We start from the raw sequence: 26,567 nt of genomic DNA on the forward strand, positions 1-26,567 counted from the left end.
CTGCCCCTCCAAGGGTGGCGGCTTAAGTTCGCAACTTTTCTTGTGCAAGAACACCTTCACTACTCAAAACCGGGGCAACGGATAGTTCATCATCGGATGGTGCAGCCGGCGTCGATGGTCAAAGTGTGTCCCGTGATCAGTGAAGCGGCGTCGCTGAGGAGGAATGTCAACGCCCCGGCAATGTCTTCCGGCTCGCCAAAGCGGCCGATCAGGATCCTGGACAGCAGCCCGGCTGCCCGTTCGGGGCGGCTGAGCGTTGACGCGGTCAGCTCCGTGAGGACAACAGTGGGACAGAATCTTGGTGAGGTGGATCAGGCCAGCCTTGCTGGTGTCGTAGGCGGCGCGTTCCTGCCGACGATTCCTGCCTGCGAAGCGGCGTTGACGACGGCGCATTGGGTTCCGCTTTTGATCCGGTGCACGTGGTTAGTTCCGATGACCTTGTCCGTTTGTCACCACTGTCCTGACCCATGGAGACCCGGCCGCCAGTGAAGTTGATGCCGTCCCAAGAGTCCTTCCAGCCCCTATTGACCAGCCCTTGAGCGCACAAATTGACCGGCCACTAAGTTTGGACAGGCCTTGTCGGATGTATTTAAAGACTAGCCCGCACAAACGGAGTGCCGTGCCCAGGCTGGCCATTTGGCCTACCAACGACAGTGCGCCGTGGAGCAGTAGACGTGATCAAGCCAACGGCCTTTGTCAAAACTAACCGTTGCGACGACGGTTGGAACCCGCCCAACATAAGCGACCACCAAACGGTTTTAAAGATTCGGTGTAACGCCTGGAAAACGTCAGACCTGCCCATCGATTAGTCGCTCGAGGCCCAGGAGCGCGGACTTGGCTGCATCAGTCCCGTGGCGGACAGTAAACCAGGACGTCCCGAGTGTAAGCACGTCCAGGAGCACAGGCAAAGGCTCTTGGACCGGCGCTCCCTCTCCTGAACCGGAGGAGGGCTCACCGCCTCCCGTGACCGAGCGGTAGTGCTGCTCAAGGGCGTCCGCCCACTCGTCCCGCATCTCAACCAACGCGGGATAAAGTTCCGCATCGACCTGAACCCGCAACCCCATCCAGTGGTTGTCGACGAGGTCCTCCATTGTGGCGGCTATTGATTGGAAGTGCGCCTTTACGCGCTCGCGCTGGCTGCCTTTACCACGTATGTCGGCCAAGGCGATTGAATATGCAGATCGGTCAACCATTCGTTGGATCCCGAGAGCGCCCGCCATACGATAGAGGCCCGTCTTGGAGCCGAAGTAATGGAAAATTGCGCCGGTGGTCACCCCGGCCAACGATGCGATCTCCTTCAAGGAGGTCTTCCCGTAGCCGCTCGATGCAAATCGATGTAGTGCGATTGATGCCAGACGTTCCTCGAGTGCGGCATCACCATCGAGTAATTCGGAAGAGGTCCGCGCCTCCTGGCGCGTTTCCGCGCCCCCCTGCGGCTCGTCCTCAACGCCGGCCTCGAAGAGGGTCCCGGCAAGAAAGTCCATGAATGCCTGGACGACGATCGGGAGGCGCTCTACGCCCTGCCTGCGCATCCCAAACAACCAGATCCCGAGGACCAAGAGTTCGATAGTGGAGACGAGCTGGCGCTCCCTGTCGTTTTCCGGGCCGTGCTCATTCAGGCCTGCGACCGCCCAATACAGACGCTGGATGTCTTCACCGATGGTTTCCCGGACCGCGAGCACTTCGGGGATATCCGCCTCGAGATCCCCGGCGAGGATGAGCCTGTGAAGTCCGATGTCGTCCCTTCCGCGGTGAGCGAGGACGCTCACGAGCGTGGTCAGGCGCGCCTCTAAGGACCCCTGGTGGGCGACCACGGCGAGGATGGGCCCGATTACCCGCTCTTTGAGTCGCATCCGCGCAGTCTCAACGACAGATTGGAACAATCCACTCTTGGAGCCAAAGTAATAGTAGATGAGCGCAGAGGCGACACCAGCGTCGCTCGCCAGAGCACTGACCGCGGTATCCCCAAACCCTCCGGTAGAAAACCGTCCGAGGGACGTTTCGAGGATTCGGCTGCGAGTCTCCTCCCAAACTGCTCCCTGTGGGCGGCCAGGTCGGCGTTTTCGCGCTGCAGTACGAGGGCGATTGGTCACAACTCACCCGCCATGTCTCCTACGAGCAGGTGAGGAATACAGGAAGTCCGGCCGCAAGGCTGAAGGTGGGGGCATTTCTCAGCAGTGCGATCCATCTTTTCTCCAAGATACGAAGCGTCCTGGACGCAGCGGTCAGGTCCGCACGTCGCTGGCCCAATCCAGGCAAAAGCCATCGTATCGCATGGTCATCACCAAAGATTCGGGCCAGGAATCAGCTAGTCGTTGGAGCAGATCACCACTGACGAAGAACTTCATGACGCGAACATGTTGTCGCGGCGCCGGATGCCTGCGGCCCCGAGCGTGAGATCGACTCGACCAGGGTTCGTGCCACCTTGTTGGTGCTTGGCTGCTGTTGGCCGGGTTCCTGCCCGGTTTGTTAAACGGTCAATCGCATCTCTGGCACGGCATCGTAGAGAGCTTGGGTGTAAGGGTGCTTGGCGTTTCCGGAGATCGTTGCGGTGTTGCCCTGTTCGACGATTTGTCCGTCTTTCATGACGATGGCGCGGTTGGCGAGGTTTCTTACGACTCCGAGGTTGTGCGTGATGAACAGGAGCGAGACGCCGCTCTGGCGCAGTTCGTCGAGGAGGTTGACGATTGTGGCTTGCACGGAGACGTCGAGTGCGGAGGTGACTTCGTCGCAGATGATGATGCTGGGGCGGGCGGCGAGGGCTCGAGCGATTGCGACGCGTTGTTTTTCTCCACCGGAGAGTTGGCTGGGGTATTTTCCGAGGACTCGGGATGAGAGTTGTACTCGTTCGAGCAGTTCGGTGAGTTCGCCGGTTGTGGCGCGTGTTTCGCCGAGCATTTCCAAGGGACGTCCGATGATGGATCGGACGGTGTGTGAGGGGTTGAGTGAGCGGTCGGGGTTTTGGAAGACGATCTGCACCTGTTGGAGTTGTTCACGGGTGCGGTCTTTCGCCTGCTTCGGGAGCGGCTCCCCGCGGAAGAGTATCTGCCCGTCCGAGGGCAGGTGCAGACCGGCGATGCACCGGCCTGTGGTGGACTTCCCGCTGCCTGATTCTCCGACGATCGCGACGCAATCGGCGCTGCCGATGCTGAAGCTGACGTCCTCTACGGCCACGTTTCGACGGGCACCGTGCCCGTAGGTCGCGATGAGGTTGCGGACCTCGAGTTCGGGCACATCGGTGTCGGGGTTGACCATCTCCTCCCGGTTTCTCACTTCTACCTTGACGGAGTGGGGGTGGAAGCATCGGATGTATCCGTCGCCGTGGGCAGGGGCAGCTGCAGGAAAGTGTTCAGCGCACATTTCTGTCGCGGCCGGGCAGCGGGTGCGGAAGAAGCATCCGCTCGGGCGCTCGCCCGGCTGTGCGGCTGTGCCTGGGATCCCCTTGATGGCCCGGCGAGTGATGACGCTGGGCACCGAATTCAATAGTTCGGCGGTATAGGGGTGCGTGGGGTCGCGGAAGATCTGCGTGCAGGAGCCTACTTCGACGAGTCGTCCGGAGTACATGACGCCGACCCTGTGCGCGATCTCTTGAACCACCGCGAGGTCGTGGGTGACGTAGACGAATGCGGACTCGCGTCGTGCCGCGAGTTTGGAGACGAGTTCAATGATCTTTTTCTGGGACGTCGCGTCCAGCGCGGTCGTCGGTTCGTCGAGCACGATCACGCTGGGTCGTCCCACCAAAGCCATCGCGATCAGGATGCGCTGCTGTTGGCCTCCGGAGAGCTCGAACGGGTAGCGGTTAATGAAGCTTTCGTCGGCGGGGAGTTCCACTTCCCGAACTGCTTGGATGCATCTGGTACGCGCCTCGTTCATTTCCACACCGTGCACGGTGAGTGTCTCGATCATTTGCGAGATGATTGTGCGGCGGGGGCTGAGGCCCTTGCTGGGGTCTTGTGGCACGTAGCTGATCCGTGAACCGCGAACGGTCCGCAAGCGCTGGGCGTCGAGGGTGGCCATATCGATGTCGCCGACTCGGATTCCGCCGGCGCTGATCCGTGCCCCGGTGCGTGCGAAGCCGAGAAGCCCCAGGGCGACACTGGACTTACCGCAACCGGATTCTCCGACGAGGGCGAAGATTTCGCCTCGAGAGACCTCGAAGCTGATCTGATCGACGATCTCGATGCCGTGCTCGGTCTCGATCCGAAGGCCATGCACCTGCAGTACAGGTTCTTCGACAGGTCTGGCGCCGATGGGTAGTTGGGGTGCGGGAGCGCTCATTATCGGGTCCTTCCGCCCACGGAACGGGCAATTGAATCGGAAACTGTGGTGACGGATACTGTGAAGAGCGCGATGGCCACCGCCGGCACCACGACTGAGATGGGCTGAGTGAGAAGACCGATCCGGTTTTCGTTGATCATGAGGCCCCAGTCCGCCGCCGGAGGCGATTGGCCGACACCGAGGAAACTAAGTCCTGCGTAGATGAGTGCTGCATAGCCCACCCGTGCACCGAAATCGGCGGCCAGTACGGAGCGGGTGTTCGGCAGGATCTCCCGTACGGCGACAGCGAGTCGGTTCTCGCCGCGTGCCAGCGCCGCCTCCACGTAATCAGAAGAGGCCGCATCCAGGGTTGCCGCGCGCGCCACCCGGATCGCGCCGGGCACGAGCACGACCGTCAGCGCGACAAGCGACGGCCCGGGGCCGGTGCCAAGGCTGGCCAAGATGAGCAGTGCGAGGATCATGGACGGCAACGACAGCACGACATCGACGATCCACGTTATGACGAGATCGACTCTGCCACCGATCGAACCGGCGAGGGTGCCGACCAAGCCTCCAATGATCAACGAGATGAGGGGTGCCAGCAAGGACAGCATGATCAGGGTGGCTCCGCCGTGCAGGAACCGGCTGAGGACATCGCGTCCGAGGTAGTCGGTACCCAGGAGATATGTGGCGTTCAGGGGTGCGAAAGGGCGCCCCACCACTTCCGTGATGCCGTACGGCGCAAGGAAAGGACCAACGATGACAACGATCAGGATCACCGCCATGGCAGCTACACCGAACCGTCCGCTCACCGTTCCCGTGGCGAGCCGGAGCACATTCCGCAACGCCCGCCCTGCCCGCCGCAACGGTACGGGGCGGGTGCTGGACGTGGTGGACGCGTTCTTGGACAGGGTCGTCATCAGAAAGCACCTCCCCGGCGGAGTTGCGGGTTGAGGACCATTGCCACCAGATCGGCGGCCAGGTTGCTGAGGATGTACGCGGCGCTGAGCAGGATTGTGAGGCTGGCCACGGTCGTGATGTCGCGGGTGGAGACTGCCTGGACGAGCATCGTTCCCACACCCGGGTAGTTGAAAACGGTCTCGATCACGACCACACCACCGATGAGTGACCCCATCGCCAGACCCAGTACCTGCACCGAGGGTCCCAGCGAGTTCGGCAACACGTGACGGAGGAGGAGGGTGCGGCTCGGCACTCCCCGGAGCACCGCCATCTGCACGAAATCGGACTGCAGCACATCAATAGTCGACGCCCGCACCAAGCGAGTCACCTGACCGGCACCCACTATCAGCATCGTCAGCACCGGAAGCACGAGAAGGTTCGGTTGCTCCAACGCCGTCATCCTTGGGTTCAGGAGCGAAACGCTCGGCAGGACTTTGAGCCAGCTCGCGAAGATGACTACCAGGAACGTCCCGACGACGAACTCCGGCGTCGATAAGAACCACATCGTGCTGGTGCCCACGACACGATCGATCATCGTGTCTTTCAACATCGCGGACCAAGTACCCAGCGCCAATGCCACCGGGACGAGCAGTATCAACAAACACCCGGTGAGAACCAGGGTATTCCCCAACCGTGATCCCACAAGATCCGCGACCGGCTGATGGGTCACCATCGACACTCCCAGATCCCCTTGCAGCAGCCCCGTAAGCCAGCCCCAGTACCGCACCACGACGGGCTGATCCAACCCCGCCGCCTGCAGCGCGGCCTGAAGCGCGGCGGGATCGCCGGCGTTAACCCCCAAGGCAACCTCCGCCGCATTCCCTGGAAGCAGATTCGCACCAAAAAACACCAGAACAGATACCGCCAACAGAGTCACCACACCAGTACCGATCCGCACCAGCACATAACGCACAAGCGGAGGCAAGGACCCCGGGCCGCGCCGTCCGGTCCTCGTTACCGGGGGCGTGGCCGCCGGGGGCGTAGTCACCGTGGTCGTCATTTATTCACCGTCACGTCGGTGAAGTCATAATCGCCGAACGGCGAACGCATATTGGTCTGGAATCCGGTGACACTCTCCGAGCTGGCGGTGACGATGTTGTAGAACGCGGGAATGATGTAGGGGCCGTCGTTGTACATTTTGGTTTGAGCTTCGATGAGATGTGTCCGCTGGATAGCGGGGTCGCTTGTCGAGATTGCAGCCTCGTACGCACTCAGGAAGTCAGAGTCGCCCCAGCTTGTTTCGCTCAGTCCCGCGTCGATCGACTTCCGGCTCATCCTACTGTTGATCTGGGAGGCGATGGGGCGACCTCCCCAGACTGTCGGGGACCACTGCTTGTCGTTCTGCGGGATCGCGTAGAACTCCGCGGCCGGCGTCTGCTTGACGTTGATCGTGACCCCAGCTTTGGCTGCCGACGCGGCGAAGAGCGTGACCATTTCGCTGGTACCCGGGCCGATGTTCGTCGTCGGCAACGTCAGGGTCAGGTTTTCGTAACCGGCTTCCCTAAGCAGTTCTCGCGCACGTTCCGGGTCGTAGGTGAGCTGGGGCAGCTTCGCGAAGCTGGGATCGAACCAGCCGAACAGATCGTTTCCAATCGTCGCGTTGCCGCCGTAGGCGTTGCTCACCACCTGCTCACGATCAATAAGAAGGCGCATCGCCTCCCGCACCCGAGGGTCGTCAAAGGGCTTCATCTTGGTGTTCATGCGGATACCCACCCAGCTTCCTGACGGCTGATTGGAAACTGTGAGTCCGGCCCCTTCAAGCTGCGGGATCCCGCTGAACGGAACGCCGGAAATCGCGTCAACCTGGCCGGACATAAGTGCGTTCACACGAGTCGTTTCATCATTGATGGAATCAATCTCGACCGAGGCCAGCTTCGGAGCACCGTCCCAGTAGTCGTCGTTCCGCACGAACGTTGACTGCTGGCCCGGTGTAAAGGACTTGAACTTGAACGGCCCGGTACCGACCGGGTGTTCGAAACTCGTCGTCCCGTCCTTGATGATCAGTGCATTAATGTCGACAAGTGACTCTGGGTACAGGAAGTTCGGCGCGGTGAGCGGGATCTCCAAGGTCAGATCATCGACCTTCTTAAGGTTGGCGCGATCCACGTTTGACCACAAATTAAAGGCCCAGGTCACTTTCTCGACGTTGTAGTTCGTCGTGTAGATGACATCATCGGCCGTGAGCGGGGTGCCGTCATGCCACGTCACGCCACTTCGGAGCTTCAACGTCCAGACTGATCCGTCCCCGTTTGGAATGAGCGACTCAGCCAGCACGTTCTCGACAATCTTGTCGCCGGTGCCCATCCGCACCAGCGGCTCGAAGATCTGGAAAGCCCGCGCGATACTCACGTCGGCGTCCATATGCGTCGGATTCAGGGTTTCCGTGCTCCCAACGCCGAGCACCCCGACCCGGAGTACGCCATTACTATCCGCCGAGGTGGACGTGTCCGAGCTGGATGCTCCCGGGGTGCATCCCGTCAGGGTGCCAACTCCCGTAAGCACAAGGACGCCAACGGCGGCCGCAGCAGCCAAGCGACGACGGCCAAAAGCAATCCTTGTCGATGTAGATGAACGGGTCATGATTATCCTTCAGTTTTGAGTGGAGCAAGCGTTTTCGGTGACGCTTCTACAAGGGAGATGTGGGAGATGACCATGTGTGGTCCGAACCCGTCCGGCCGTTATGGACGCCCCGCGAGGTGTGTCAGCACGGGTTGCGGTTTCGCTGTCTGGGCGACTCGGTAGTCCGGGCCGTATTGGTCGCGAGCTCCGAGATGTTCGCGGAGGGTGGTGCCTTCATAGTCCCGGTGGAACAGCCCGCGATCCTGCAGGATCGGGATGACCTGGTCGACGAAGGCGTCGATGCCGTCCCGGTACACGTCAATGCATAGCCAGAATCCGTCGATGGCACCTGACTCGAACCATTCCTGCATGTGATCGGCTGCTTCGGTCGCGGTTCCGACCTTCGTGGGATGCTCGGCGAAGACACCTTGGGCGAGGATGTCGCGGACGCTCCACCCCTCGCTTGCGAGGGCGTGCGCTCGAATGCTGCGCGCCTGAATCCAGCCTGGTGCGTCAGGGTTAGGGGCGCGGAGCGCGCCGAACTCAGACGGCTGCAGGACCCGGTCCAGGTCAGCCATGCTCAGCGGCACCCCAAGCAGTTCGCCCAGTTGCGGCAACCACTGGGGTAGGCGTGAAGCTACGAGCGATGCTCGCCGGTCAAGTGCCTCTCGCTTGGTCGGGCCGATGGTGGGACTAAACCCGGCCACGTACTTCACCTCGTCGGGGTCCCGTCCCGCTTCGGCCGCGTACCGGCGGATCGTTTCCCGGCAGGCCCCTGCCTCCTCGATCGAGGACGCGAGGCCGACGGCGAGATCCGCGTAGCGTCCGGCGAGTGCGAAGGAGTTATCTCCAAGGCCGGACTGCACGATGACGGGCTGGCCCTGTTCAGAGGGCGGGATATAAAGAGGCCCCCGTGAGTTCACGTATTTGCCTTCAAAGCTGACGGGCGCGACCTCACCGGGCCTCGTGTACTCCCCGGTCTCCTGGTCGTGAACCCACGCCTCGCGGCCCCAACTCGCCCACAACGACTGAACCAGTTCGATACTCTCCCGGGCCCGCCCATAGCGGTCCTCACCAGACAGCACTTCGGACCCGTAGTTCGCAGCGACATCAGGATAACCGGATGCCACCGCATTCCAGGCCGCGCGCCCATGACTGATGTAATCGACGGTCTTCAGCTGCTGCGCCAGAGAATACGGGTGGTTGTACGTCGTCGATGCGCTTGCCACGAACCCGATTCGATCGGTCGCCCGCGCAAGAATGGCCATGTGAATCATGACATCAGGTGTCATATCAGGCCCATAATGCTCAAAGTCTTTTACTTCGTGATAGGGGCCGTTGGGGAAGAAGAGGAACTGGAGTTTGCCTCGCTCTGCCGCCTGGGCGTACCTGATCCGCGTGTCGTAGTCCAAGTACTCGACGGGGTCCACTCCTGGTGCACGCCACGAGTCAGGCTGGGTGCCGGACAAATTGCCTAACTCCATACCAAGAATCATCTGTTTTACTGTCATAGAAAGTCCTTTCCGCAGATGCGGCAGAGCGCGGGGCACGCGACCTGGCCACGCCAGCGGGTCATTCAGGGGCGGCCGGGAATGTCAGATGCCCAGGCGACGGGAGATCGCGTAATAGGACTGTATAGAGGCATGGCCACGCAGCGTTATCGCAATGATGTCGTTTAAGTTGTTCAATCGCGCCAAAAAAGTTTTTATAGATCCATCGCGCAGAACAACGGGGCGCGACAGAGCCTGCTCCCGTGTCCTTGCAAATCCCATGAGGCTGGTTTTTGACTTAGAAATCGATTTCACTGACAGTGGAGCCAGACCGGAACTCACTGGGGCTGTGGCCGGTCCAGCGGCGGAAGGCATTGCTAAAGCTGGCGACTTCGCTATATCCGACCTGTCTCGCGATCTCAGAGACGGTTAGATCGGTGAAGGTGAGCAGGTCGGAACCTTCACGCATCCGCACCTCATCCCGAAGAGCGCGGAAACTGATATTCGCCTCGCTGAGGTGGCGCTGCAACGTCCGCGCGGGGATTGCCAACTTTGCGGATATCTGCCCTAGATTGAGACCGGCGTTGCCCGGCTGCGCGAGTAGCGCAGATACTTTGTCGTGGAGCTGTACCGGGTTTGTCCAGCTCAGCCGGGACCGCTCGAGTCGCGTCACGTACTCTTGATGGACCATCTGGTTGGAACGCGGCAGAGGAGTGTCCAGCAGGCTTGTGTGCCAGACCCAGCGGAGACCAGATCCGCGGCATGATACCAGGGGCGCCTCCACAGCTTTTGTGAGGGCGACAGGCAACGGGTCAATGGGGACCTCCACTCGCTCGAAGGGGAGCGGACCTTGCCAGATGTCGTTGTAAAGCATCACTCCGGTGATGATCTCGTTGATTATGGTGAAACGAAAAAACGCGGTCGTTGGGCCAATATGATGCGGTAGCCTGAATTCATAGCCCGTCCAGAACGGATCGATGTCAAATGCGACATAACGCCCGACTCCGTATCCCAACCTTGTACCTAAATTGCGGAAATGCCGCAAAGTCGGCGCCGTGATCATAGCCAGCCCGAACTCTCCCAACATATGGGGCGTGTACCGTCGGGCAGCCTCGACCCATATCTCAGGTTGTTCCGATGTTTGTGAGGCGAAGTGTTCCTGGAATACCAGTTCCTGGTTCCAGCCAATTTTTCCGCCCGGCACATCGATAACGTCCGGGGACAGGTTAGCAGCGCGCAACGAAGGAGCTGGATCGAGTCCATATTCCATTAACACTTCGCACAGCTGTCGAACGTTCAGAGAGGCAACCTTGTGGGGTGATCCACTGGCAACGTGTCTTCCGGTTGAGGCCCGCTTAGGCAAGGCGCTCCGTTCCGGCGTATTTAGTAGTCTCAGCTAGGCCTCCGATGAAACGCGTTGAGGTGAAACATGCGCCGATAGTTAGCGCCAAGCCGTGTCCATGGCTCTGGTTTTGTGCACATCTCAGGAAGCGGTGGCACCCATCAGCGGATGCCAGCCGCTTCCCCTCCGGCCTACCGTAGCATCATTCTTGACTACGATTCCAGCATCGCAAATGGCTCATTTGTCGTCCTTACAACTGCCAGGGCCCTGACCACCGCGTTCGATGCGGCCACGGCCTTATTGCACGGCTCCTCTGGGATCCTCGTCACGCGTCACGATTACTGGCAGTTCTCCGTAGAAGTCACCTCGGAGGTGCCGTTTGGAGTGATCATGGAAAAGGACGCTTGCTGCCGCCTGATGCAGCAGGCAAAAGCCACTCCAGACCCAGCCCGTACCTCAGCATCGCCCGCTTCAGTACTCACCCTTGATAACGAAGTAGGAACCCCGAATCACGCCCGCCAGCTTCGACTTCTGGCGCGCAAACTTGAAGCTTGACGCCAGTTCCTCGGGCACGTCCATGCCGTCGGAGAGCTTGAACCCGACTGCCCGTTTCCCGCCTTCCTCGAGGCCGTACATCACATTGATGGCCAGGCCGGACTCATAGAACACGTACGCCATCCGCAGCCCGTCCACTTCGAAGGAAGACACTTCGAGTGGACGGGACGCGATGACCAGGTTGCGCTCGGCGGAGAGGATGTTGTGCACGTACGCCACCGTCTCCGGCGCCTCGTCGGCGGGGAGGACGGTGAAATCATGGTCGTACTTGTTCTTGTAGTACCGCGCCTCGTTGGCCCGGAGCCCGGCGAGCGCCTCGGCCACCGGTGACGATTCCACGCCAACGGTGGAGACGTTCTTGAAATCTACGGTGTACGGCATACGTCCTCCTGTAAGTTCCAGCGCAGCCTACACGAGGTTCTCCACCAGCGAGACGTCCCGCACCGCACCCTTGTCGGCAGACAGGGCCATGGCCGCGTAGGCGCGCAGGGCGGGGGAAACATAGCGGTCCCGGTTCTTGGCCTTGTACCCGCCATTGGCCTCCAGCTTTTCGCGGCGTTCGGCGAGGACCTCGTCGGAGACCTGCAGCTGGAGGGAGCGCTGCGTGATGTCGATGCTGATGATGTCCCCGTCCTCCACGAGGGCGATCGCGCCGCCGGAGGCAGCCTCCGGGGAAATGTGCCCGATCGACAGGCCCGAGGTGCCGCCGGAGAAGCGGCCGTCCGTGATGAGGGCGCACTTCTTGCCCAGGCCGCGGCCCTTGAGGAACGACGTCGGATACAGCATTTCCTGCATGCCAGGACCTCCCCGCGGGCCCTCGTAGCGGATGACCACCACGTCGCCTTCCTTGACGCCTTTGTTCAGGATTTTTTCCACGGCTTCGTCCTGGGACTCGCACACCACGGCCGGGCCTTCAAAGATCCAGATGGATTCGTCCACACCGGCCGTCTTCACCACGGCGCCGTCGACGGCCACGTTCCCGCGGAGCACGGCCAGTCCGCCGTCCTTGGAGTACGCATGCTCCACGGAGCGGATGCAGCCTTCCGCAGCGTCGGTGTCCAGGGACGTCCACTCGTTCGACTGGGAGAACGCGGTGGAGGAACGGACGCCGCCGGGAGCCGCATGCCACAGCGCCTTTGCTTCTTCCGTAGCCTTGCCGCCGCGGATGTCCCAGTCATCCAGCCAGCCGTCCAGGTCCTCAGAGTGCACCGAGTGGACGTCCTTGTGCAGGAGCCCGCCGCGGTTCAGCTCGCCCAGCAGTGCAGGGATGCCGCCGGCCCGGTGCACGTCCTCCATGTAATAGGTCTTGTCCTTGGCCACGTTCGGGGCCACCTTCGCCAGGCACGGAACCTGGCGCGACTTGGCGTCCATCTCGGCCAGTCCGTACTCCACGCCCGCCTCCTGCGCCGCGGCCAGCAGATGCAGGATGGTGTTGGTGGAGCCGCCCATGGAGATGTCCAGGGCCATGGCGTTGTCGAACGCCTTCGCGGTGGCGATGGAGCGCGGCAGCACGGAGGCGTCATCGCCGTCGTAATAGCGCTCCACCAGCTCGACGACGGTGGAACCGGCCTTCTCGTACAGCGCCTTCCGCGCGGTGTGGGTCGCCAGCACGGAGCCGTTGCCCGGCAGGGACAGGCCGATGGCCTCGGTGAGGCAGTTCATGGAGTTGGCGGTGAACATGCCGGAGCAGGAACCGCAGGTGGGGCAGGCGTTCTCCTCGATGAGGTTGATGTCAGCATCGGAAATGGATTCATCCACGGCGTCGGCAATCGCGTTCACCAGGTCCAGCGAGCGCACGGAGCCGTCGGTCAGGGTTACGCGGCCGGCCTCCATGGGGCCGCCGGAAACAAACACGGTGGGGATGTTCAGGCGCAGCGCGGCCATGAGCATGCCCGGGGTGATCTTGTCGCAGTTGGAGATGCACACCAGGGCGTCGGCGCAGTGAGCGTTGACCATGTACTCCACCGAGTCGGCAATCAGGTCGCGGGAAGGCAGCGAGTACAGCATGCCGCTGTGGCCCATCGCGATGCCGTCGTCGACGGCGATCGTGTTGAACTCGCGCGGCACGGCACCGGCGGCGAGGATCGCGTCGGAGACGATCCGGCCTACGGGGGCGAGGTGGGTGTGCCCCGGGACGAACTCCGTGAAGGAGTTGGCGACGGCGATGATCGGCTTGCCGATGTCCGAGTTGGCGACGCCGGAAGCGCGCAGCAGTGCGCGGGCGCCGGCCATGTTGCGGCCATGGGTGACAGTTTTAGAGCGAAGTGCAGGCATGCTATCGATCCTGCCGTCCCCGAAGCACAGGCGGAAGACAGTGCTGATACTAGTAGTAGGAGTAACAGAGTACTAGTGTTAGTTGCCGTGAAAGAGGCCGGGGAGAGACGCAAGGAACTGGGCCTGTTCCTGCGGGCACGCCGGGACCAGGCACTGCGGTCCGAGTACGGATTGCCGCCCGTCGCCCGCCGTCGGGAGAGAGGGCTGCGGCGGGAGGAAGTGGCCTTCCTTTCCGGGGTCAGCGTCACCTGGTACACATGGCTGGAGCAGGGCCGGGACATCAGGCCCTCCCGCGAAGTCCTTGAAGCCGTGGCCCGGACCCTGCACCTCTCGGAAACGGGACGTTCCTACGTCCTGTCACTGGGCGGGTATTCGGCGCCGGTCACAGCGGGGCCGGTGGCTGCCGACGCGCCCGCGCACATCCAGCGGCTCCTCGACGCGCTCGGCCCCAACCCCGCCTTCGCGCTCGCACCGGACTGGAGCGTCACCGGCTGGAACAGGGCCTACGCCGCGCTGTATCCGAACATCGCCAACGTTGCCGCCCCGGAGCGGAACCTGCTGTGGCTGGTTTTCACCGACCCGTACGTCCGGGAGCTGCTCCCCGACTGGGACGTCACCAGCAGGCGGTTCCTTGCCGAGTTCCGGGCAGAAGCAGGTCAGCGGCTCGGCGATCCGGACGTGGCTTACCAGGTGGAGCGGCTCAAGGAGACCAGTCCTGAGTTCAAGGAAGGCTGGGACCGGTACGACATCCTCGGTTTCGAATCCCGCGAACGGCTCTTCCACCACCCTTCGGTGGGCGTGCTCCGGCTGGAACACCACCAGGTGTCGCCCTCGGACCGGCCGGACCTCCACCTTGTGGTCTACACCCCGGCGCCGGACAGCGACGCCGCGGAACAGATCCAGCGGCTCCTCTCAGCGGGCGAATAGCTACGCTCCCGTCGGGACAGCCAGCGCGGCTGGCACCCTGAAGCTGTGCGTGCCGGCACCGACGGTGCGCTGCCCGCCACCCGGAAGTACGACGTCGGCCTCCACTCCCCCGGGTACCGTCGCCTCGAGGCGGAACGCGCCGCCGTCGTGCTTCCATTCCACGCGGACGGTACCGTGCGGCGTCTTCAGGGAGGTCTTGGCCCAGTCGATGCCCTCGCCCGTCACGGGCGCGATCCGCACCTTGGTGTAACCGGGGGCGAGCGGGCTGATGCCGCCCACAGTCTTGTGCAGCCAGTCGGCCACCGCGCCCAGGGCGTAGTGGTTGAAACTGGTCATCTCGCCGGGGTTGATGGTGCCGTCCTCAAGCATGGAGTCCCACCGCTCCCACACGGTGGTGGCCCCCATGGTCACCGGGTACAGCCAGGACGGGCAGCCCTCCTCCAGCAGCAGGCGGTACGCCTCCTCACTGTGGCCCGTGTCCGTGAGCGCGCCGGTGATGAACGGGGTGCCCGCGAAGCCGGTGGACACCCGGTAGTTGTTCTTCCGGACCAGCTCGGCCAGGCGCTCCCCCGCGAACTCGACGTGTTCCGCGCTGGGCAGGATCCCGAAGGCAATGGCCAGCGCATAGACGGTGGTGCAGTCGCTGCGGATGGTGCCGTCGGCGGCCACGTAATGCTCCAAGTACGACGCCTGGACCCGTGCGGCCAGCTGCTCGAAGTATTCGGCGTCGTCGTAGTGCCCCAGCAGCCGGGCCGTTTGGGCCGTGATGGTCGCGGTGCGGAACAGGCACGTGGTGGCTACAACGCCGGTGTCCGCCTTCGCGTCCCACGGCTTGTCCGGTTCGGCGTCCGGGTCCAGCCAGTCGCCGAACTGGAAGCCCTGGTCCCACAGTCCGGTGGGAGACAGCAGGCCCGCCACCCGGCGGGTGTGTGAGGTCATGGATTCGTACTGGTGCTGGAGCACGGTGAGGTCGCCGTAAGCCTCCCACAGCGCCCACGGCACCCAGACCGAGGCTTCGCTCCAGAGCGCTGACGATTCCGGCGCGGGGAACCCAGGCGGCTGCGGGCAGTACTTCAGCGCGTCCGGCACGGTGATGGGCACCAGGCCGTCCGCCGCCTTCTGCTCGGCGGCCAGGTCCAGGAGCCAGTCCTGCAGGAAGCCCTTGACGTCGTAGAGGAAGGCCGCGGTGGGGGCGAAGACGGCGATGTCGCCCGTCCAGCCGAGCCGCTCGTCGCGCTGCGGGCAGTCGGTGGGCAGGTCCAGGAAATTGCCCCGCAGTCCCCACACGATGTTGCGGTGCAGCTGGTTCACCAGTTCGTTGGAGCACTCGAAGGTGCCGGTGCGCTCCAGCTCGGAATGCACCACCACCGCCTCGAGCGAGTCCACGGTGAGTGTGCCCGGCCAGCCGGTAATTTCGGCGTAGCGGAAGCCGTGGAACGTTTTGGTGGGCTCGAAGAAGTCCGCACCGCCGGACAGGATGAACGTGTCCGTGGCCTTGGCGGACCGCAGCGGACGGACGCCCAGCTCGCCGTCCTCCAGCACTTCGGCGTGGCGCACGGTGATGATCTGCCCCGCCTCCCCCTGGACCGTGAACCGCAGCCAGCCCACCAGGTTCTGGCCGAAGTCCACCAGCGTCTTTCCGCCGGGCGAGGTAAAGATTTCCCGGGGTTTGACGACGGCGGTGCGCCCTACCGGCGGGCCCACCGGCTCAGCCAGCCGGCCGGCGTCGAACTTCAGCGTGCGCACGCCGGCCCAGGTGCCGGCGTCGAAGCCCGGCTCCGCCCAGCCGGGCTGGTTCCGGCGGGCGTCAATGGTCTGGCCGTCGTAAAGGTCATTGACGGTGGTAGCGGAGGGGCCGGACTGCCAGGAGGTATCCGAAGCCACGGTCTGGACGTGCCCGTCCTCGAATTCGATGTCCAGCTGCCCGAAGAAGCCCAGCTCATGGCCGTAAAGGTTGGACATGCCGTGCCAGGCCAGCCGCCCGCGGTACCAGCCGTTGCCCAGTGAAACCCCTATGACAGTTGAAGGCCCCACCAGGGCCGTCACGTCGTAGCTGCGGTAGCGGAGCCGCCACTCGTACGAGCTCCAGCCCGGGCTCAGCACATCCTCACCCACCGGAACGCCGTTGATCAGGGCCTCGTAAACCCCGAAGGCGGTGGCACGGAGCGTCGCCTTGGCCACTGCACCATGCCCCTCCCCCAGCCGGAATTCCTTGCGGAGCAGCGGGGCGCCGTCGAACTCTTCGTCAGGGGTGATCATGGCGGCGTGCCAGGGAGTCGAAGTCATGCGGGATGTTCCGTTCTGCAGTTTGTGAAAAAGGTGTTCAGGCGTAGTGGCAGGCGACGTCGGAGCCACCCACCGTGCGCAGGGCGGGGCGTTCGGCGGCGCAGAGCTCGGTGGCCAGCGGGCAGCGGAGCCGGAAGGGGCAGCCGCCAGGCCCGGGCACCGCGGCCGCTCCGGTCCGCACCCCGAGGGACTCGCGGGCCTCCCGGCGGGCGGCCTGCTCGGCGGGCCGCGGGACCGGAGACGCGGCAACGAGGGCCTGGGTGAACGGGTGCTTGGGGTTCCCGGTGACGGCGGCGGCAGGCCCGCTTTCCATCACCTGCCCGCGGTACAGGACCACCACGCGTTGGGCCAGGAACTGGACCACGGCGATGTCGTGCGCGATGAACAGATAGCCCAGGCCGCGCTCGTCCCGCAGGTCGGCCAGGAGGTTCAGCACCTGGGCCTGGGTGGAGAGGTCCAGGGCGCTGACGGCCTCGTCGCAGACCACCAGCTTGGGGTCGCAGATCAGGGCGCGGGCCACGGAAATGCGCTGGCGCTGGCCGCCGGAAAACTGGCTGGGGTAACGGTCCACTGCCTCGCGGGGCAGGCCGACGCGTTCCAGCATGTCCTCGGCGCGCTGCCGTGCCTCGGCCGCGCCCACTCCGCGGAGCCGGAGCGGTTCGGCCAGCGAGGACCCCACGGTGTTCCGCGGGTTCAGGGAGGAGTTGGGGTCCTGGAAGACGGCCCGCAGCTCACTTCCCAATGCCCTGCGCTGCGAGGCGCCGGCGGAGGTGATGTCCTTGCCCTGGTAGGTGATGGACCCGCCGGACACTTTCTGCAGGCCAAGGATTGCCTTGCCGATGGTCGACTTGCCCGAGCCGGACTCCCCCACCAGTCCCACGGTTTCCCCGCGGGCGATGCTGAAGCTGACACGGTCCACTGCGGCTGGCGCGGCGGCTGCCTTGCGGCCCCGCCCGTAGCGGACCACCAGATCCTTGACCTCCAGGAGAGGCTGGACTGCTGCGGGCAGCGGCGGGATGGGGCGGACCGAGGTTGCGGTGCTCATGCGGGATCCTTCTCAACGGTTCGGGTTGCAGCAGCCGGGGCCTCAACCAGGTTCAGGATGTGGTGGCCGGGGACGTCCGTGGCCACCCAGTCCAGGCCTTCGACGGCGAGTTCATCGGCCTTGACACAGCGCACCACGCCGTCGCCGGTTCCGGAGGGAAGCAGCGGGATGGGCACCATGCAGGCGGAGCCGGCGAACTGGCAGCGGGCGGCGAACCGGCAGGTGCTGGGCCAGTCCTTCGGCTGCGGGACCTGTCCGCTGATGGTGGCGAGCCGCTCGGGCATGTCCGCTGCGTGGTTTGCGTGGGGATCCGCGGCGAGCAGGGCCAGGGTGTACGGGTGGCGCGGGTTGTCCAGGATGCTGTCCGTCCGGCCGTTCTCCACTACTTCACCGGCGTACATCACGGCCACCTGGTCGCAGAGGTCGGCCACCACGCCAAGATCGTGCGTGACCATTACTACTGACATTCCGGTGTCCTTTACCAGGGACCGCAGCAGCGAGAGGATCTCGGCCTGCACGGTGACGTCCAGTGCGGTGGTGGGTTCATCAGCCACCAGCAGGCGGGGACGGCCGGCCAGGGCCAGGGCGATGGCCACGCGCTGGGCCATGCCGCCGCTGATCTGGTGCGGGTACGTCTTCAGGATCCGTGCGGCGTCCACGATACCCACCTTTTCCAGCAGGCCCAGGGCTTCGGCCTTCGCCTCGGCCCTGCCCATCCCACGGAGCCGCCGGACCGTGGCCGTGAGCTGGTAGCCCACGGTGAACATGGGATCCAGGGCGCGCATGGGTTCCTGCGAGATCAGGGCGATGTCCCGTCCACGGATGCCTTCCATGTCCTTCTCGCTGGCTGCGGCCAGGTTCTTGCCGTTCCAGAGAATCTGGCCGCCGGTCACAGAGACCCCGGAGGGCAGCAGGCCCAGGAGGGACAGCGCCGTCATGGTCTTCCCGCAGCCGGATTCACCCACCAGGCCAATGACGGTGCCGGGTTCAACGTCGAAGGAGACATCCGTGACCAGGCGGACTCCCTTGCCGGCACCCACAGAGTCCACACCCACGGACAGGTTGCGGACACTGAGCGTGTTCTTCGCGGCGTCCTGCGAAGCCGGCGCGGCGGCTGCGATCGCCGCGACGGCTGTTTTTACGGACATGGTCCGACAGCGCCGTACCGCCGCTGAGGGCAGGTGCGAAGCCGTGGCGTTGGGTGCCTTGCCCAGGGCATTGCCGATCGCGTTGGCGGCCAGGACGGTCAGAGCCAGCACCGCGCCGGTGGGGACCATCAGCCAGGGGGCGTCGTAGACATGCTGCGAAGCGCCCTGGATCATGCCGCCCCAGCTGGGCTGCGGGATGGGCGGGCCGAAGCCGATAAACGCGAGACCGGCCTGGATGAGCATGCCGACGGCGAAGATCAGGGCTGCCTGCACCACAATGGTGTTGGTCAGGCCGGGCAGCACGTGCCGCAGGCTGATGCCGGCTGTGCTGACCCCGTCCACCTTGGCCGCGTCCACGTACAGCTGGGACTGCAGGGACTTGGCCTGGCCCAGCATCACCCGGTAAATGCCGGCCGAGATCAGCACGCCCAGGATGCCCATGATCAGCGGGATGTTGGTTCCCACGGCGCCAATGACGGCCAGGATGATCACCGTGCCGGGCAGGGACATCATGATTTCGGTGACGCGGCTGATGACGTTCTCCACGCGTTCGCCGGCGGCTGCGGCCAGCATCGCCAGGACGGTTCCGAGCCCGACGGCGACAATTACCGTGATCATGGACGTCCCCAGCGTGCCGGCCGCCGAAGCGAAGATGCGGCTCAGGAGGTCCCGGCCCAGTTCGTCGGTGCCGAGCCAGTGCGCGGCGGTGGGTCCGGACAGGACGGCGGTGAAGTCCTGGTCCTCGGTCTTGTAGGGCAGCCACAGCGGCGCGGTCAGGGAGGCGAGCACGAGAGCGGCCAGCCAGATGACACCGACGATGCTCGCCGGGGAGGCGAACAGCTTGCTGCCGGAGAATTTCCTGGCCGCGCTTTGGCGCGGGGCCTTGGGGAGGACGGCAGCCGCCGTCGGCTCCGCTGAATCGGCAGGTGCGGGGGCAACGTTGGGGATCATGAGGCACGCAACTTCGGGTCGAGGAACTTGGTGGCGAGTTCCAGCACCAGGTTCACGGCGACCACCACCACGGTGGCGATCACTACGACGCCCTGGACGGACGGGGCGTCATGGGTGCTGACGGAGTTCTGGACGGCCTGGCCCAGGCCCGGCATGGCGAACAGCTGCTCGGCAATGACCGAACCGCCGAAAAGCTGGATGAACTGCAGCGCGATGCCGGCCACGATGGGCAGGCTGGCGTAGCGCAGGGCGTGGATGTAGAGGATTTTCCAGGTGGGGGTGGCCGTGGCGCGCAGGGTCCGGATGTGTTCCTGCTGGAGCGCTTCGAGCATGGAGGCCCTGGTCTGGCGGGCGATGAACGCTCCGCCGCCCACGGCCAGGGTGATCACCGGCAGGGCCAGGGACAGCGCCCAGTCCTGGGGTGAGACCTCGAACGGGACATAGCCGGTGGCCGGGAAGACGGAGGACTGGACGGCCAGGAGGTAGACGAAGATGATGCCGATCCAGAACGCCGGAAGGGCTACGGCCATGCCGGCCACACCGCCGATGATCCGGTCCACGGTTCCGCCGCGGACAGCCGCCGTGACACCCAGGGCGATACCGAGGACTGCGCTGAGGAGCGTGGCTCCGGCAGCGAGCGATGCTGTGACGGGGAGCCTGCTGGCCAGGTCGGCGCTGACGGAGCGTCCGTCGATGAGCGAGATGCCGAGGTCACCCTGGACTGCGGCGCCAAGCCAGCTGACGAACTGCACCAGGAGCGGATCGTTCCAGCCGAGGCGCTGGTTGACTTCGTCGATGGCCTCCTGGGAGGCGCCCGCGCCGAGGGACACGGCGCCCGGGCTGCCGGGCATTGCGTGCACCAGCAGGAACGCCAGTACCGCGACCACCAGCACGGTGGCCAGCGCCATCAGCAGGCGCTTGGTGATGAATAGTGCCATGGTGACCTCCATCGGTCAGGCCCCTGCCGGGCGGGAACTCCTCCTTGGTCGGGGAGTGCCCGCCCGGCAGGGGCGGGTATCAGCTGGCCGGCTTGTAGGACGAGAGGAGCGGGTAGGCGTTGGTTCCGGCGAACTCCACCGGCGCCACCTTTTTGGTGTTGTAGCCCTGGTTGGTGAGGGCTTCGTAGAGCGGGATCATCCAGCCGGATTCCACCAGGCGGGTGTTCAGCTTGGTGGCAGCGGCCTTGACGGCGGCTTCGTCCTTCGCGGCGGCGAGCTCGCCGGTGGCTGCGCTGAGTTGCTCATCGGTGGCCTTCTGCACGTTGGTGAAACCGTTCAGGACCGCGCCGTACATCACGCCTACGGGGTTGTCCCAGTTCAGCGGTGCGTAGCCCAGGGGTGTGGTGGCGACGGCGGCGAAGGCTTCGTCAGTGGAAGAGGCCATCTTCACGTTCATGGTGATGCCGACGGCGGCGAGGTCCTTCTGGACGGCCTGCAGGTCTGTCTGGGTCTGGGCGCTGGCGATGATGGTGAAGTCAAAGCCGTTCGGGTAACCGGCTTCGGCCAGCAGGCTCTTGGCCTTGTCCGGGTTGTAGGCGAACGTGGTTTCGATGTCCTTGCTGAACCCTGCCGAGTCCTTGGGCAGTGCGTTCCAGGCCGGGATGTCACCCTTGTGCAGTGCGTCCACCAGGGCCTGGCGGTTGATGGCGTACTGGATGGCCTGGCGGACCTTCTCCTCTGCGAACGCGGGGGCGGTCTTGCCGATCTTGTCGAAGGAAATCATGGTGTTGACGGTGCCGCCGATCTGGGACACACCCACACCCTTGGACTTGGCGAAGTCAACGGTGGAGGAGGTCAGCATGGCCACGTCCGCCTGGCCGGATACCAGCGCGTTGGCGCGGGCCTGGGGGTCCTGGACCACGCTGAAGATCACCTTGTTGAAGGCGTACTTGGAGGCCTCAGGGCTCTTTTCGTTCTTCACCAGCACGTACTTGTTGCCCTTAACCGTGGAGGGATCCAGGGTGTAGGGGCCGGAACCGTCGGGGGTGGCGGCGAGGCTGGCGGAGTCGGTGACGCCGTTTTTGCCCACGATCATGCCGGTGGTGGACGCCAGGTTCTTTTCGAACCCGGGCTGCGGCTTGGCGAAGGTCAGGGCCACCTGGGTGGGGCTGACCACGTCCACGGACGTGATCTCCTGGGCGCCGCCCTTGGCCACGGCGGAGTAGGCGCTGAGCGCGGGATCGGACCGGCGGTCCAGGTTGGCCTTAACCAGTTCGGCGTCGAGCGTGGAGCCGTCCGTGAAGATGACGTCTTCCTTAAGCGTGAGCGTGAGGACGGTGTTGTCCGCGTTGTAGCTGAACTCCTTGGCCAGGCCCGGCCCTGCCGAGCCGTCCGGCTGAAGTGTCATCAGGCTCTCGTAGAGGCCCTCGAAGAACTGCCGCTGTGCAGCTGAAACCCTCAACGGGTCGAAGCCGAACGAGGCGGAGTCGCTGTCGATGGCGAGCGTCAGGGAGCTGGTGTCTGCCTTGGCCGCGGCCTGGCCGGAGCCGCCGCCGCAGGCGGTCAGCGATCCCAGCAGGAGCGCTCCGGCCAGAACGGCGGAGCTCGCACGGGCAGTGGAGTTCAGGAGTTTCATGTAGTGCGCCTTTGCATTCTGATGTGACAACGGAGGGAATGTCTTGGGGCTGGCTGCTGGCCGGCTCCTTCCAAGCATCAGTCGGTGGCTGCAGGCGCTCACATGAGAATGTCATTGATTGAAAAAGTATTGTGGCCCCGGTCACGCGGCCGGTCAGGATGGAAAGCCAGGGCAGTAAAGCCCCGTGCGCTGCAGTCCGGCGCTGAACCGAAAGGAACTACATGACCGCCACAACACCATTCCCCCAGGACTTCCTCTGGGGCGTCGCCAGCGCCGGGCACCAGGTGGAGGGGAGCAACGTCAACAGCGACACCTGGTTCCTTGAGCACCTGCCGGGCAGCATGTTCTCCGAGCCGTCCGGGGATGCCGTGGACCACTACCACCGCTACCGCGAGGACATCGCCCTGCTCGCGGACCTCGGGTTCACCAGCTACCGCTTTTCCATCGAGTGGGCCCGCATTGAGCCGGAGGAAGGACTCTTCTCGCAGGCCGAGCTGGACCATTACCGCCGCATGCTGGAGGCCTGCCACGAGCACAGCCTCACCCCCGTGGTCACGTTCCACCACTTCACGTCCCCGCGCTGGCTCCTGGCCCTGGGCGGCTGGGAAGGCCCGCGCACCGCTGAGCTCTTTGCCCGTTACTGCGACCGGGTGATGGCGCACCTGGGCGACCTGATCGGTGTCGCCTGCACCTTGAACGAACCCAACCTGCCGTGGCTGCTGGAGTCCTTCGGCATCGGCGGCGTGGCCCCGGAAAACCGCGGCTCAGTACCGGTATGGGCCGCGGCAGCCGAACGCCTTGGCGTGGATGCCAGCACCGTTGCCCCGTTCCAGTTCTGCTCCACGGAGGCAGGGTTCGAGGTGAAACTGGCAGCGCACCGGGCGGGCACTGCGGCCATCAAGGCGCACCGGCCGGACCTCCTGGTGGGCTGGACGCTCGCCAACTCGGACATCCAGTCCATCGAGGGCGGCGAGGAGTTGGCCGAAAAGGTCCGCCGCGGCGTGAACGAGCGCTTCCTCGAAGCATCACGCGGGGACGACTTTGTGGGGATCCAGACCTACGGCCGCACCGTCTACGGCCCGGACGGGCACGCGCCGGCACCGGAGGGCGTGCCCACAAACCAGATGGGCGAGGAGATCTACCCGCAGGCACTCGAAGCCACCATTCGGGAAGCCCACCGGATTGCCGGCATTCCGGTGATGGTCACCGAAAACGGCCTGGCCACCGAGGACGACACCCAGCGGGTGGACTACCTGAAGGCTGCCGTGGAGTGCGTGGCGTCCTGCCTTGAGGATGGCATCGACGTCCGCGGCTACATCGCCTGGACGGCCTTCGACAATTTTGAGTGGGTGTTCGGCTACGGGCCGAAGTTCGGCCTCATCGCCGTGGACCGGGAGACCCAGGAACGGACGCCCAAGGAGAGCGCACACTGGCTGGGCCGGCAGGCGCAGGTGCGCACCGCTCAGGCAGACGACGCCGAGGTCAGCAGGGCACCCCAGCCGGCCTGACCGCCGTCGTGCATTCCGTGGGCACGCGGTGCACCTCTGCCTCACCGTGAACAGAACCGGTGAGGACCTCCACCACGGCAAGCTGGCCGGTGGTGTCCGGGACGCCGGGGAATTGGACCTGCGGCTCCTCAGCCGGCACCACCGGCTGGGGAGCCGCTGAGCGCATGCGGAAAAGGGCGACGGCGGAGATCAGGAACCAGGCCACGTTGGTCACCACGGAAGGCCACGCCTCGTGGACGGTGCCGTTGATGATAAAGGCGACGGCCCCGAACAGGTTTGCGGTCTGGAAGCCTTTGCCGGCCTTCAGCCAGCCCATGGAAACGGCGAGGTAGGCAGTGAGGATCGCAACCGCGCCGGCCCAGCCGGCGATTTCCCACAGCAGTTCCATGGTGTCCTTTCAGGGGTGTCTGCCGGCAGTAGCCGGGCAGGGGTAACGAGGGCTTTGGAGGTGGTGGTGCCGGACAAACCGTTGACTCGAGCCCGGATGGGCGAGGACCTCGTTTGTGGGTCGGCGGGATAATCATACTCTGCGCCGGGGGTTGCTAATTCCACCCCTGCGACTGCCGCGTTCAGCCCTCCACAGCGTGGATCCGGCAGGCCAGCGAGTGTGCCTGTCCCGGCGCCAGGACAACCAGGTCCTGGCCGGAATTGAAGGCATCGGGCGGGCAGGTCATGGGCTCAACAGCCAGCCCTCTCCGGCCCCGCAGCTCGCCGGAATAGAGCTGCAGCCAGGGTGCATCCGTCCCCGTTGATTCCACCACCGCCGAAAGCTGCAGGGCAGGGTGCCGGAGCTTGACGTCCCATGTGCCCTCGGGGAGGGCGGTGAAGGCGTGGTCGAGTTGCTGCCCAGCCACTTCGCGGGCCCGGGAAAAATCGAACTCCGTGCCCGTGATGTCCCGGAGCTCGGTGGGTTGGAGTTTTTCATCCGTCATCAGCACCTTCCCCGCGCGGAAGGTCAGCTCACACGTGGAGATGTCCTCGCCCCCCACTGTGATGTAGGGATGGGACCCGCAGCCATAAGGGGCGGGGGCGGTTCCCTGGTTCCTGGCGCCGAGTTCTATCGACAGCCCGGCCTCTGCGTCCAGGGCGTAACGGGCCGTGAGCGCGAGCTGGAAGGGGTACCCGGGTTCGCCGTGCAGCAGGTGCGTCAGCACCACCTCGGCCTCCGACCGCCGCTCCACCTGCCAGGCGTTCCACAGTGCCAGTCCGTGCAGGGCACCTCCGGTGCCCGCCTCATTCACCGGCAGTTCAAAACGCTGCCCGCCAAAGCCGTAGGCGCCGCCGGCCACCCGGTTCGGCCAGGGCATCAGGGTCTTTCCTGCATAGGCCGGGGGCAGTTCGTCCGCCGGGAAGCGCAGGACAAGGTCCGTTCCGCGGAAGGACAGGCTGACCAGCCCGGCCCCCACGCTCGCGACAGTTGCCTCGTAGTCCCCCGCCCGAAGGACGGTCAGCTCTCCGTTGGGGCAGGCGATGGATGACATGGCGTTCCTTCCAGGAAGATGCTGGGGCGGGATCCAGCAGGAGTGGGTAGAGCATTCTGGCCCACGACAGGGCGGGTTCCCTCGCAGACTACTGGGTTATTGGCGCCCGCATCATCCTTTTGCGATGCTTGCCGGAGCCGCCGTCGAGCCCCTGACAATCAGCTGCGTGGCAAGTTCCACACGGTGGGAATCGAGGGTCTCCCCCCGCGCCTGGCGCAGGAGTGACCGTAACGCGGCCCGTCCCATTTCCTCCAACGGCTGGGCAACGGAGCTGAGCGACGGGACGGACTCCTCACCCTGTTTGGTCCCGTCAAAGCCAATCAGGCTGATGTCCTCCGGAACCCGGATGCCATGCCGGCCGGCTTCGGCAAGAACACCAAGGGCGATCGTGTCGCTTGCGGCAAAAATTGCGGTGGGAAGCTGGTCCAGGCGCAGCAAGGCTTGAAGTCCGGTAACCCCGCTCTCCCTGCGGAACCTGCCGCCGGAAATGATGTATTCGGGGTCCACCGTGATGCCGCGGGCCATCAGGGCGGCCATGTAGCCGTGCAGCCGGGCCTGGTTGCACTCAGCCCTGTCGATCCCGCCGATGTAGGCGATGCGTTCATGTCCCAAATCCAGCAGGTGTTCGGCGGCCGCCTTGCCGCCGGCCCAGTTGGTCGCTCCCACGCTGACCACATCGGCCGAGGGCGGGTTGAGCGGGTCAATAACGACGACGGGAATCTTGCGGCGGCGAAACGCCTGCAACTGCGCCTCACTGAAGGCTGACGTCACCACGATCATCCCTGCCCGGCCTTCGTCCAGCATGCGCTGGGCGCGGCGCTCCGGGCTGCGCAGGTTCGACAGTGCCGGACCTGTGACGCTGACCAGGATCTCGACGTCGGCGCTTGCGGCGAACTGCAGTATCCCGTTGAGGACCTCGATCATGTAGGCGGAGTCGAGAACATCGATGACTACCTCCACGATGGTGCCCGTCTCGGCGGCGGATCGCCGCTGGAGCGGGGACTGGTAACCGGCCTGTTCGAGTGCCTCCAGTACCCGGGCCCGGGTCTCCGGGGAGACGTCCAGGCGGCCGTTAACCACCTTGGACACCGTGGGCGCCGACACCCCCGCCTGCTGCGCCACCATGGCCAATGTGGGCTTGGGGCGGGGGGAGGTTTTCGTTGCCATCAGACTTTTCGCAATCTTTCGAACGTTTCGGAGCCTTCATTCT

General features: G+C 64.5%; 19 protein-coding genes and 2 pseudogenes. 2 read left to right on the forward strand and 19 right to left on the reverse strand.

What is annotated here, in order from left to right:
• Positions 1–89: 89 nt before the first annotated feature.
• From ARTSIC4J27_RS23055 to ilvD, 11 genes and pseudogenes are all read right to left on the reverse strand, one after another.
• Positions 90–281 (reverse strand): annotated as a pseudogene (locus ARTSIC4J27_RS23055) (SDR family oxidoreductase); the annotation flags it as partial.
• Between the two features lie 507 nt (positions 282–788).
• The gene (locus ARTSIC4J27_RS20240; RefSeq protein ID WP_050057010.1) at positions 789–1,853 is read right to left on the reverse strand and encodes a TetR/AcrR family transcriptional regulator; all 1,065 of its coding nucleotides are present in this window, start codon (positions 1,851–1,853) and stop codon (positions 789–791) included.
• A 30-nt stretch (positions 1,854–1,883) separates the two neighbouring features.
• A pseudogene (locus ARTSIC4J27_RS23625) lies at positions 1,884–2,093 on the reverse strand (TetR/AcrR family transcriptional regulator); the annotation flags it as partial.
• Between the two features lie 376 nt (positions 2,094–2,469).
• Positions 2,470–4,278, reverse strand: a complete 1,809-nt coding sequence (locus tag ARTSIC4J27_RS20245) for an ABC transporter ATP-binding protein (protein WP_050057011.1) — start codon at positions 4,276–4,278, stop codon at positions 2,470–2,472.
• Positions 4,278–5,177, reverse strand: a complete 900-nt coding sequence (locus ARTSIC4J27_RS20250; protein ID WP_050057012.1) for an ABC transporter permease — start codon at positions 5,175–5,177, stop codon at positions 4,278–4,280. The genes ARTSIC4J27_RS20245 and ARTSIC4J27_RS20250 overlap by 1 nt, the downstream gene beginning before the upstream one ends.
• Entirely contained in the window at positions 5,177–6,130 is a 954-nt protein-coding gene (locus tag ARTSIC4J27_RS20255; RefSeq protein ID WP_161799595.1) for an ABC transporter permease, read from the reverse strand. The genes ARTSIC4J27_RS20250 and ARTSIC4J27_RS20255 overlap by 1 nt, the downstream gene beginning before the upstream one ends.
• 83 nt (positions 6,131–6,213) lie before the next feature.
• Positions 6,214–7,797, reverse strand: a complete 1,584-nt coding sequence (locus ARTSIC4J27_RS20260; protein WP_083435573.1) for an ABC transporter substrate-binding protein — start codon at positions 7,795–7,797, stop codon at positions 6,214–6,216.
• A gap of 98 nt (positions 7,798–7,895) precedes the next feature.
• On the reverse strand, positions 7,896–9,287 hold the full coding sequence (locus tag ARTSIC4J27_RS20265) for an NtaA/DmoA family FMN-dependent monooxygenase (RefSeq protein ID WP_050057015.1): 1,392 nt from the start codon (positions 9,285–9,287) through the stop codon (positions 7,896–7,898).
• A 277-nt stretch (positions 9,288–9,564) separates the two neighbouring features.
• The gene (locus ARTSIC4J27_RS20270; protein WP_083435574.1) at positions 9,565–10,536 is read right to left on the reverse strand and encodes a helix-turn-helix domain-containing protein; all 972 of its coding nucleotides are present in this window, start codon (positions 10,534–10,536) and stop codon (positions 9,565–9,567) included.
• 543 nt (positions 10,537–11,079) lie between these two features.
• Positions 11,080–11,544 carry a hypothetical protein gene (locus ARTSIC4J27_RS20275; protein ID WP_050057017.1) on the reverse strand — a complete coding sequence of 155 codons (465 nt, stop codon included), beginning with the start codon at positions 11,542–11,544 and terminating at the stop codon, positions 11,080–11,082.
• A 27-nt stretch (positions 11,545–11,571) separates the two neighbouring features.
• Entirely contained in the window at positions 11,572–13,437 is a 1,866-nt protein-coding gene (gene ilvD / locus ARTSIC4J27_RS20280; protein ID WP_050057018.1) for a dihydroxy-acid dehydratase, read from the reverse strand.
• Between the two features lie 87 nt (positions 13,438–13,524).
• Here ilvD and ARTSIC4J27_RS20285 point away from each other — a divergent pair, with 87 nt between their 5' ends.
• Complete coding sequence (locus ARTSIC4J27_RS20285; RefSeq protein WP_050057019.1) at positions 13,525–14,364, forward strand: helix-turn-helix transcriptional regulator; 840 nt, start codon at positions 13,525–13,527, stop codon at positions 14,362–14,364.
• On the opposite strand, the gene ARTSIC4J27_RS20290 is transcribed toward ARTSIC4J27_RS20285, so the two are convergent.
• The 5 genes from ARTSIC4J27_RS20290 to ARTSIC4J27_RS20310 form a co-directional block, all read right to left on the reverse strand.
• Positions 14,365–16,650, reverse strand: a complete 2,286-nt coding sequence (locus tag ARTSIC4J27_RS20290; RefSeq protein ID WP_050057020.1) for an alpha-L-rhamnosidase — start codon at positions 16,648–16,650, stop codon at positions 14,365–14,367.
• Positions 16,651–16,687: 37 nt separating this feature from the next.
• A complete protein-coding gene (locus ARTSIC4J27_RS20295; RefSeq protein WP_050057021.1) occupies positions 16,688–17,695 on the reverse strand; it encodes an oligopeptide/dipeptide ABC transporter ATP-binding protein in 1,008 nt (335 codons plus the stop codon).
• Positions 17,692–19,794, reverse strand: coding sequence for a dipeptide/oligopeptide/nickel ABC transporter permease/ATP-binding protein (locus ARTSIC4J27_RS20300; RefSeq protein WP_050057022.1), 2,103 nt, complete (start codon positions 19,792–19,794; stop codon positions 17,692–17,694). Before ARTSIC4J27_RS20300 ends, ARTSIC4J27_RS20295 begins: the two co-directional genes overlap by 4 nt.
• A complete protein-coding gene (locus tag ARTSIC4J27_RS20305) occupies positions 19,791–20,744 on the reverse strand; it encodes an ABC transporter permease (RefSeq protein WP_050057023.1) in 954 nt (317 codons plus the stop codon). The genes ARTSIC4J27_RS20300 and ARTSIC4J27_RS20305 overlap by 4 nt, the downstream gene beginning before the upstream one ends.
• 67 nt (positions 20,745–20,811) lie before the next feature.
• A complete protein-coding gene (locus ARTSIC4J27_RS20310) occupies positions 20,812–22,368 on the reverse strand; it encodes an ABC transporter substrate-binding protein (RefSeq protein WP_050057024.1) in 1,557 nt (518 codons plus the stop codon).
• Positions 22,369–22,589: 221 nt separating this feature from the next.
• Between ARTSIC4J27_RS20310 and ARTSIC4J27_RS20315 the strand changes: the two genes are divergently transcribed.
• Complete coding sequence (locus ARTSIC4J27_RS20315) at positions 22,590–23,876, forward strand: glycoside hydrolase family 1 protein (protein WP_050057025.1); 1,287 nt, start codon at positions 22,590–22,592, stop codon at positions 23,874–23,876.
• Here ARTSIC4J27_RS20315 and ARTSIC4J27_RS20320 read toward each other — a convergent pair.
• The 3 genes from ARTSIC4J27_RS20320 to ARTSIC4J27_RS20330 form a co-directional block, all read right to left on the reverse strand.
• Positions 23,851–24,264 (reverse strand): CBU_0592 family membrane protein, encoded by a 414-nt coding sequence (locus ARTSIC4J27_RS20320; RefSeq protein WP_050057026.1) that lies wholly within the window; start codon positions 24,262–24,264, stop codon positions 23,851–23,853. The two genes, ARTSIC4J27_RS20315 and ARTSIC4J27_RS20320, sit on opposite strands and share 26 nt — an antisense overlap.
• A gap of 181 nt (positions 24,265–24,445) precedes the next feature.
• Complete coding sequence (locus ARTSIC4J27_RS20325) at positions 24,446–25,357, reverse strand: aldose-1-epimerase (RefSeq protein ID WP_050057027.1); 912 nt, start codon at positions 25,355–25,357, stop codon at positions 24,446–24,448.
• Between the two features lie 111 nt (positions 25,358–25,468).
• On the reverse strand, positions 25,469–26,524 hold the full coding sequence (locus ARTSIC4J27_RS20330) for a LacI family DNA-binding transcriptional regulator (protein ID WP_050057028.1): 1,056 nt from the start codon (positions 26,522–26,524) through the stop codon (positions 25,469–25,471).
• Between the last annotated feature and the right edge of the window lie 43 nt (positions 26,525–26,567).

Origin of the sequence: Pseudarthrobacter siccitolerans (assembly GCF_001046895.1) — a bacterium.
In the GTDB taxonomy this organism is placed as follows: Bacteria; Actinomycetota; Actinomycetes; order Actinomycetales; family Micrococcaceae; genus Arthrobacter; species Arthrobacter siccitolerans.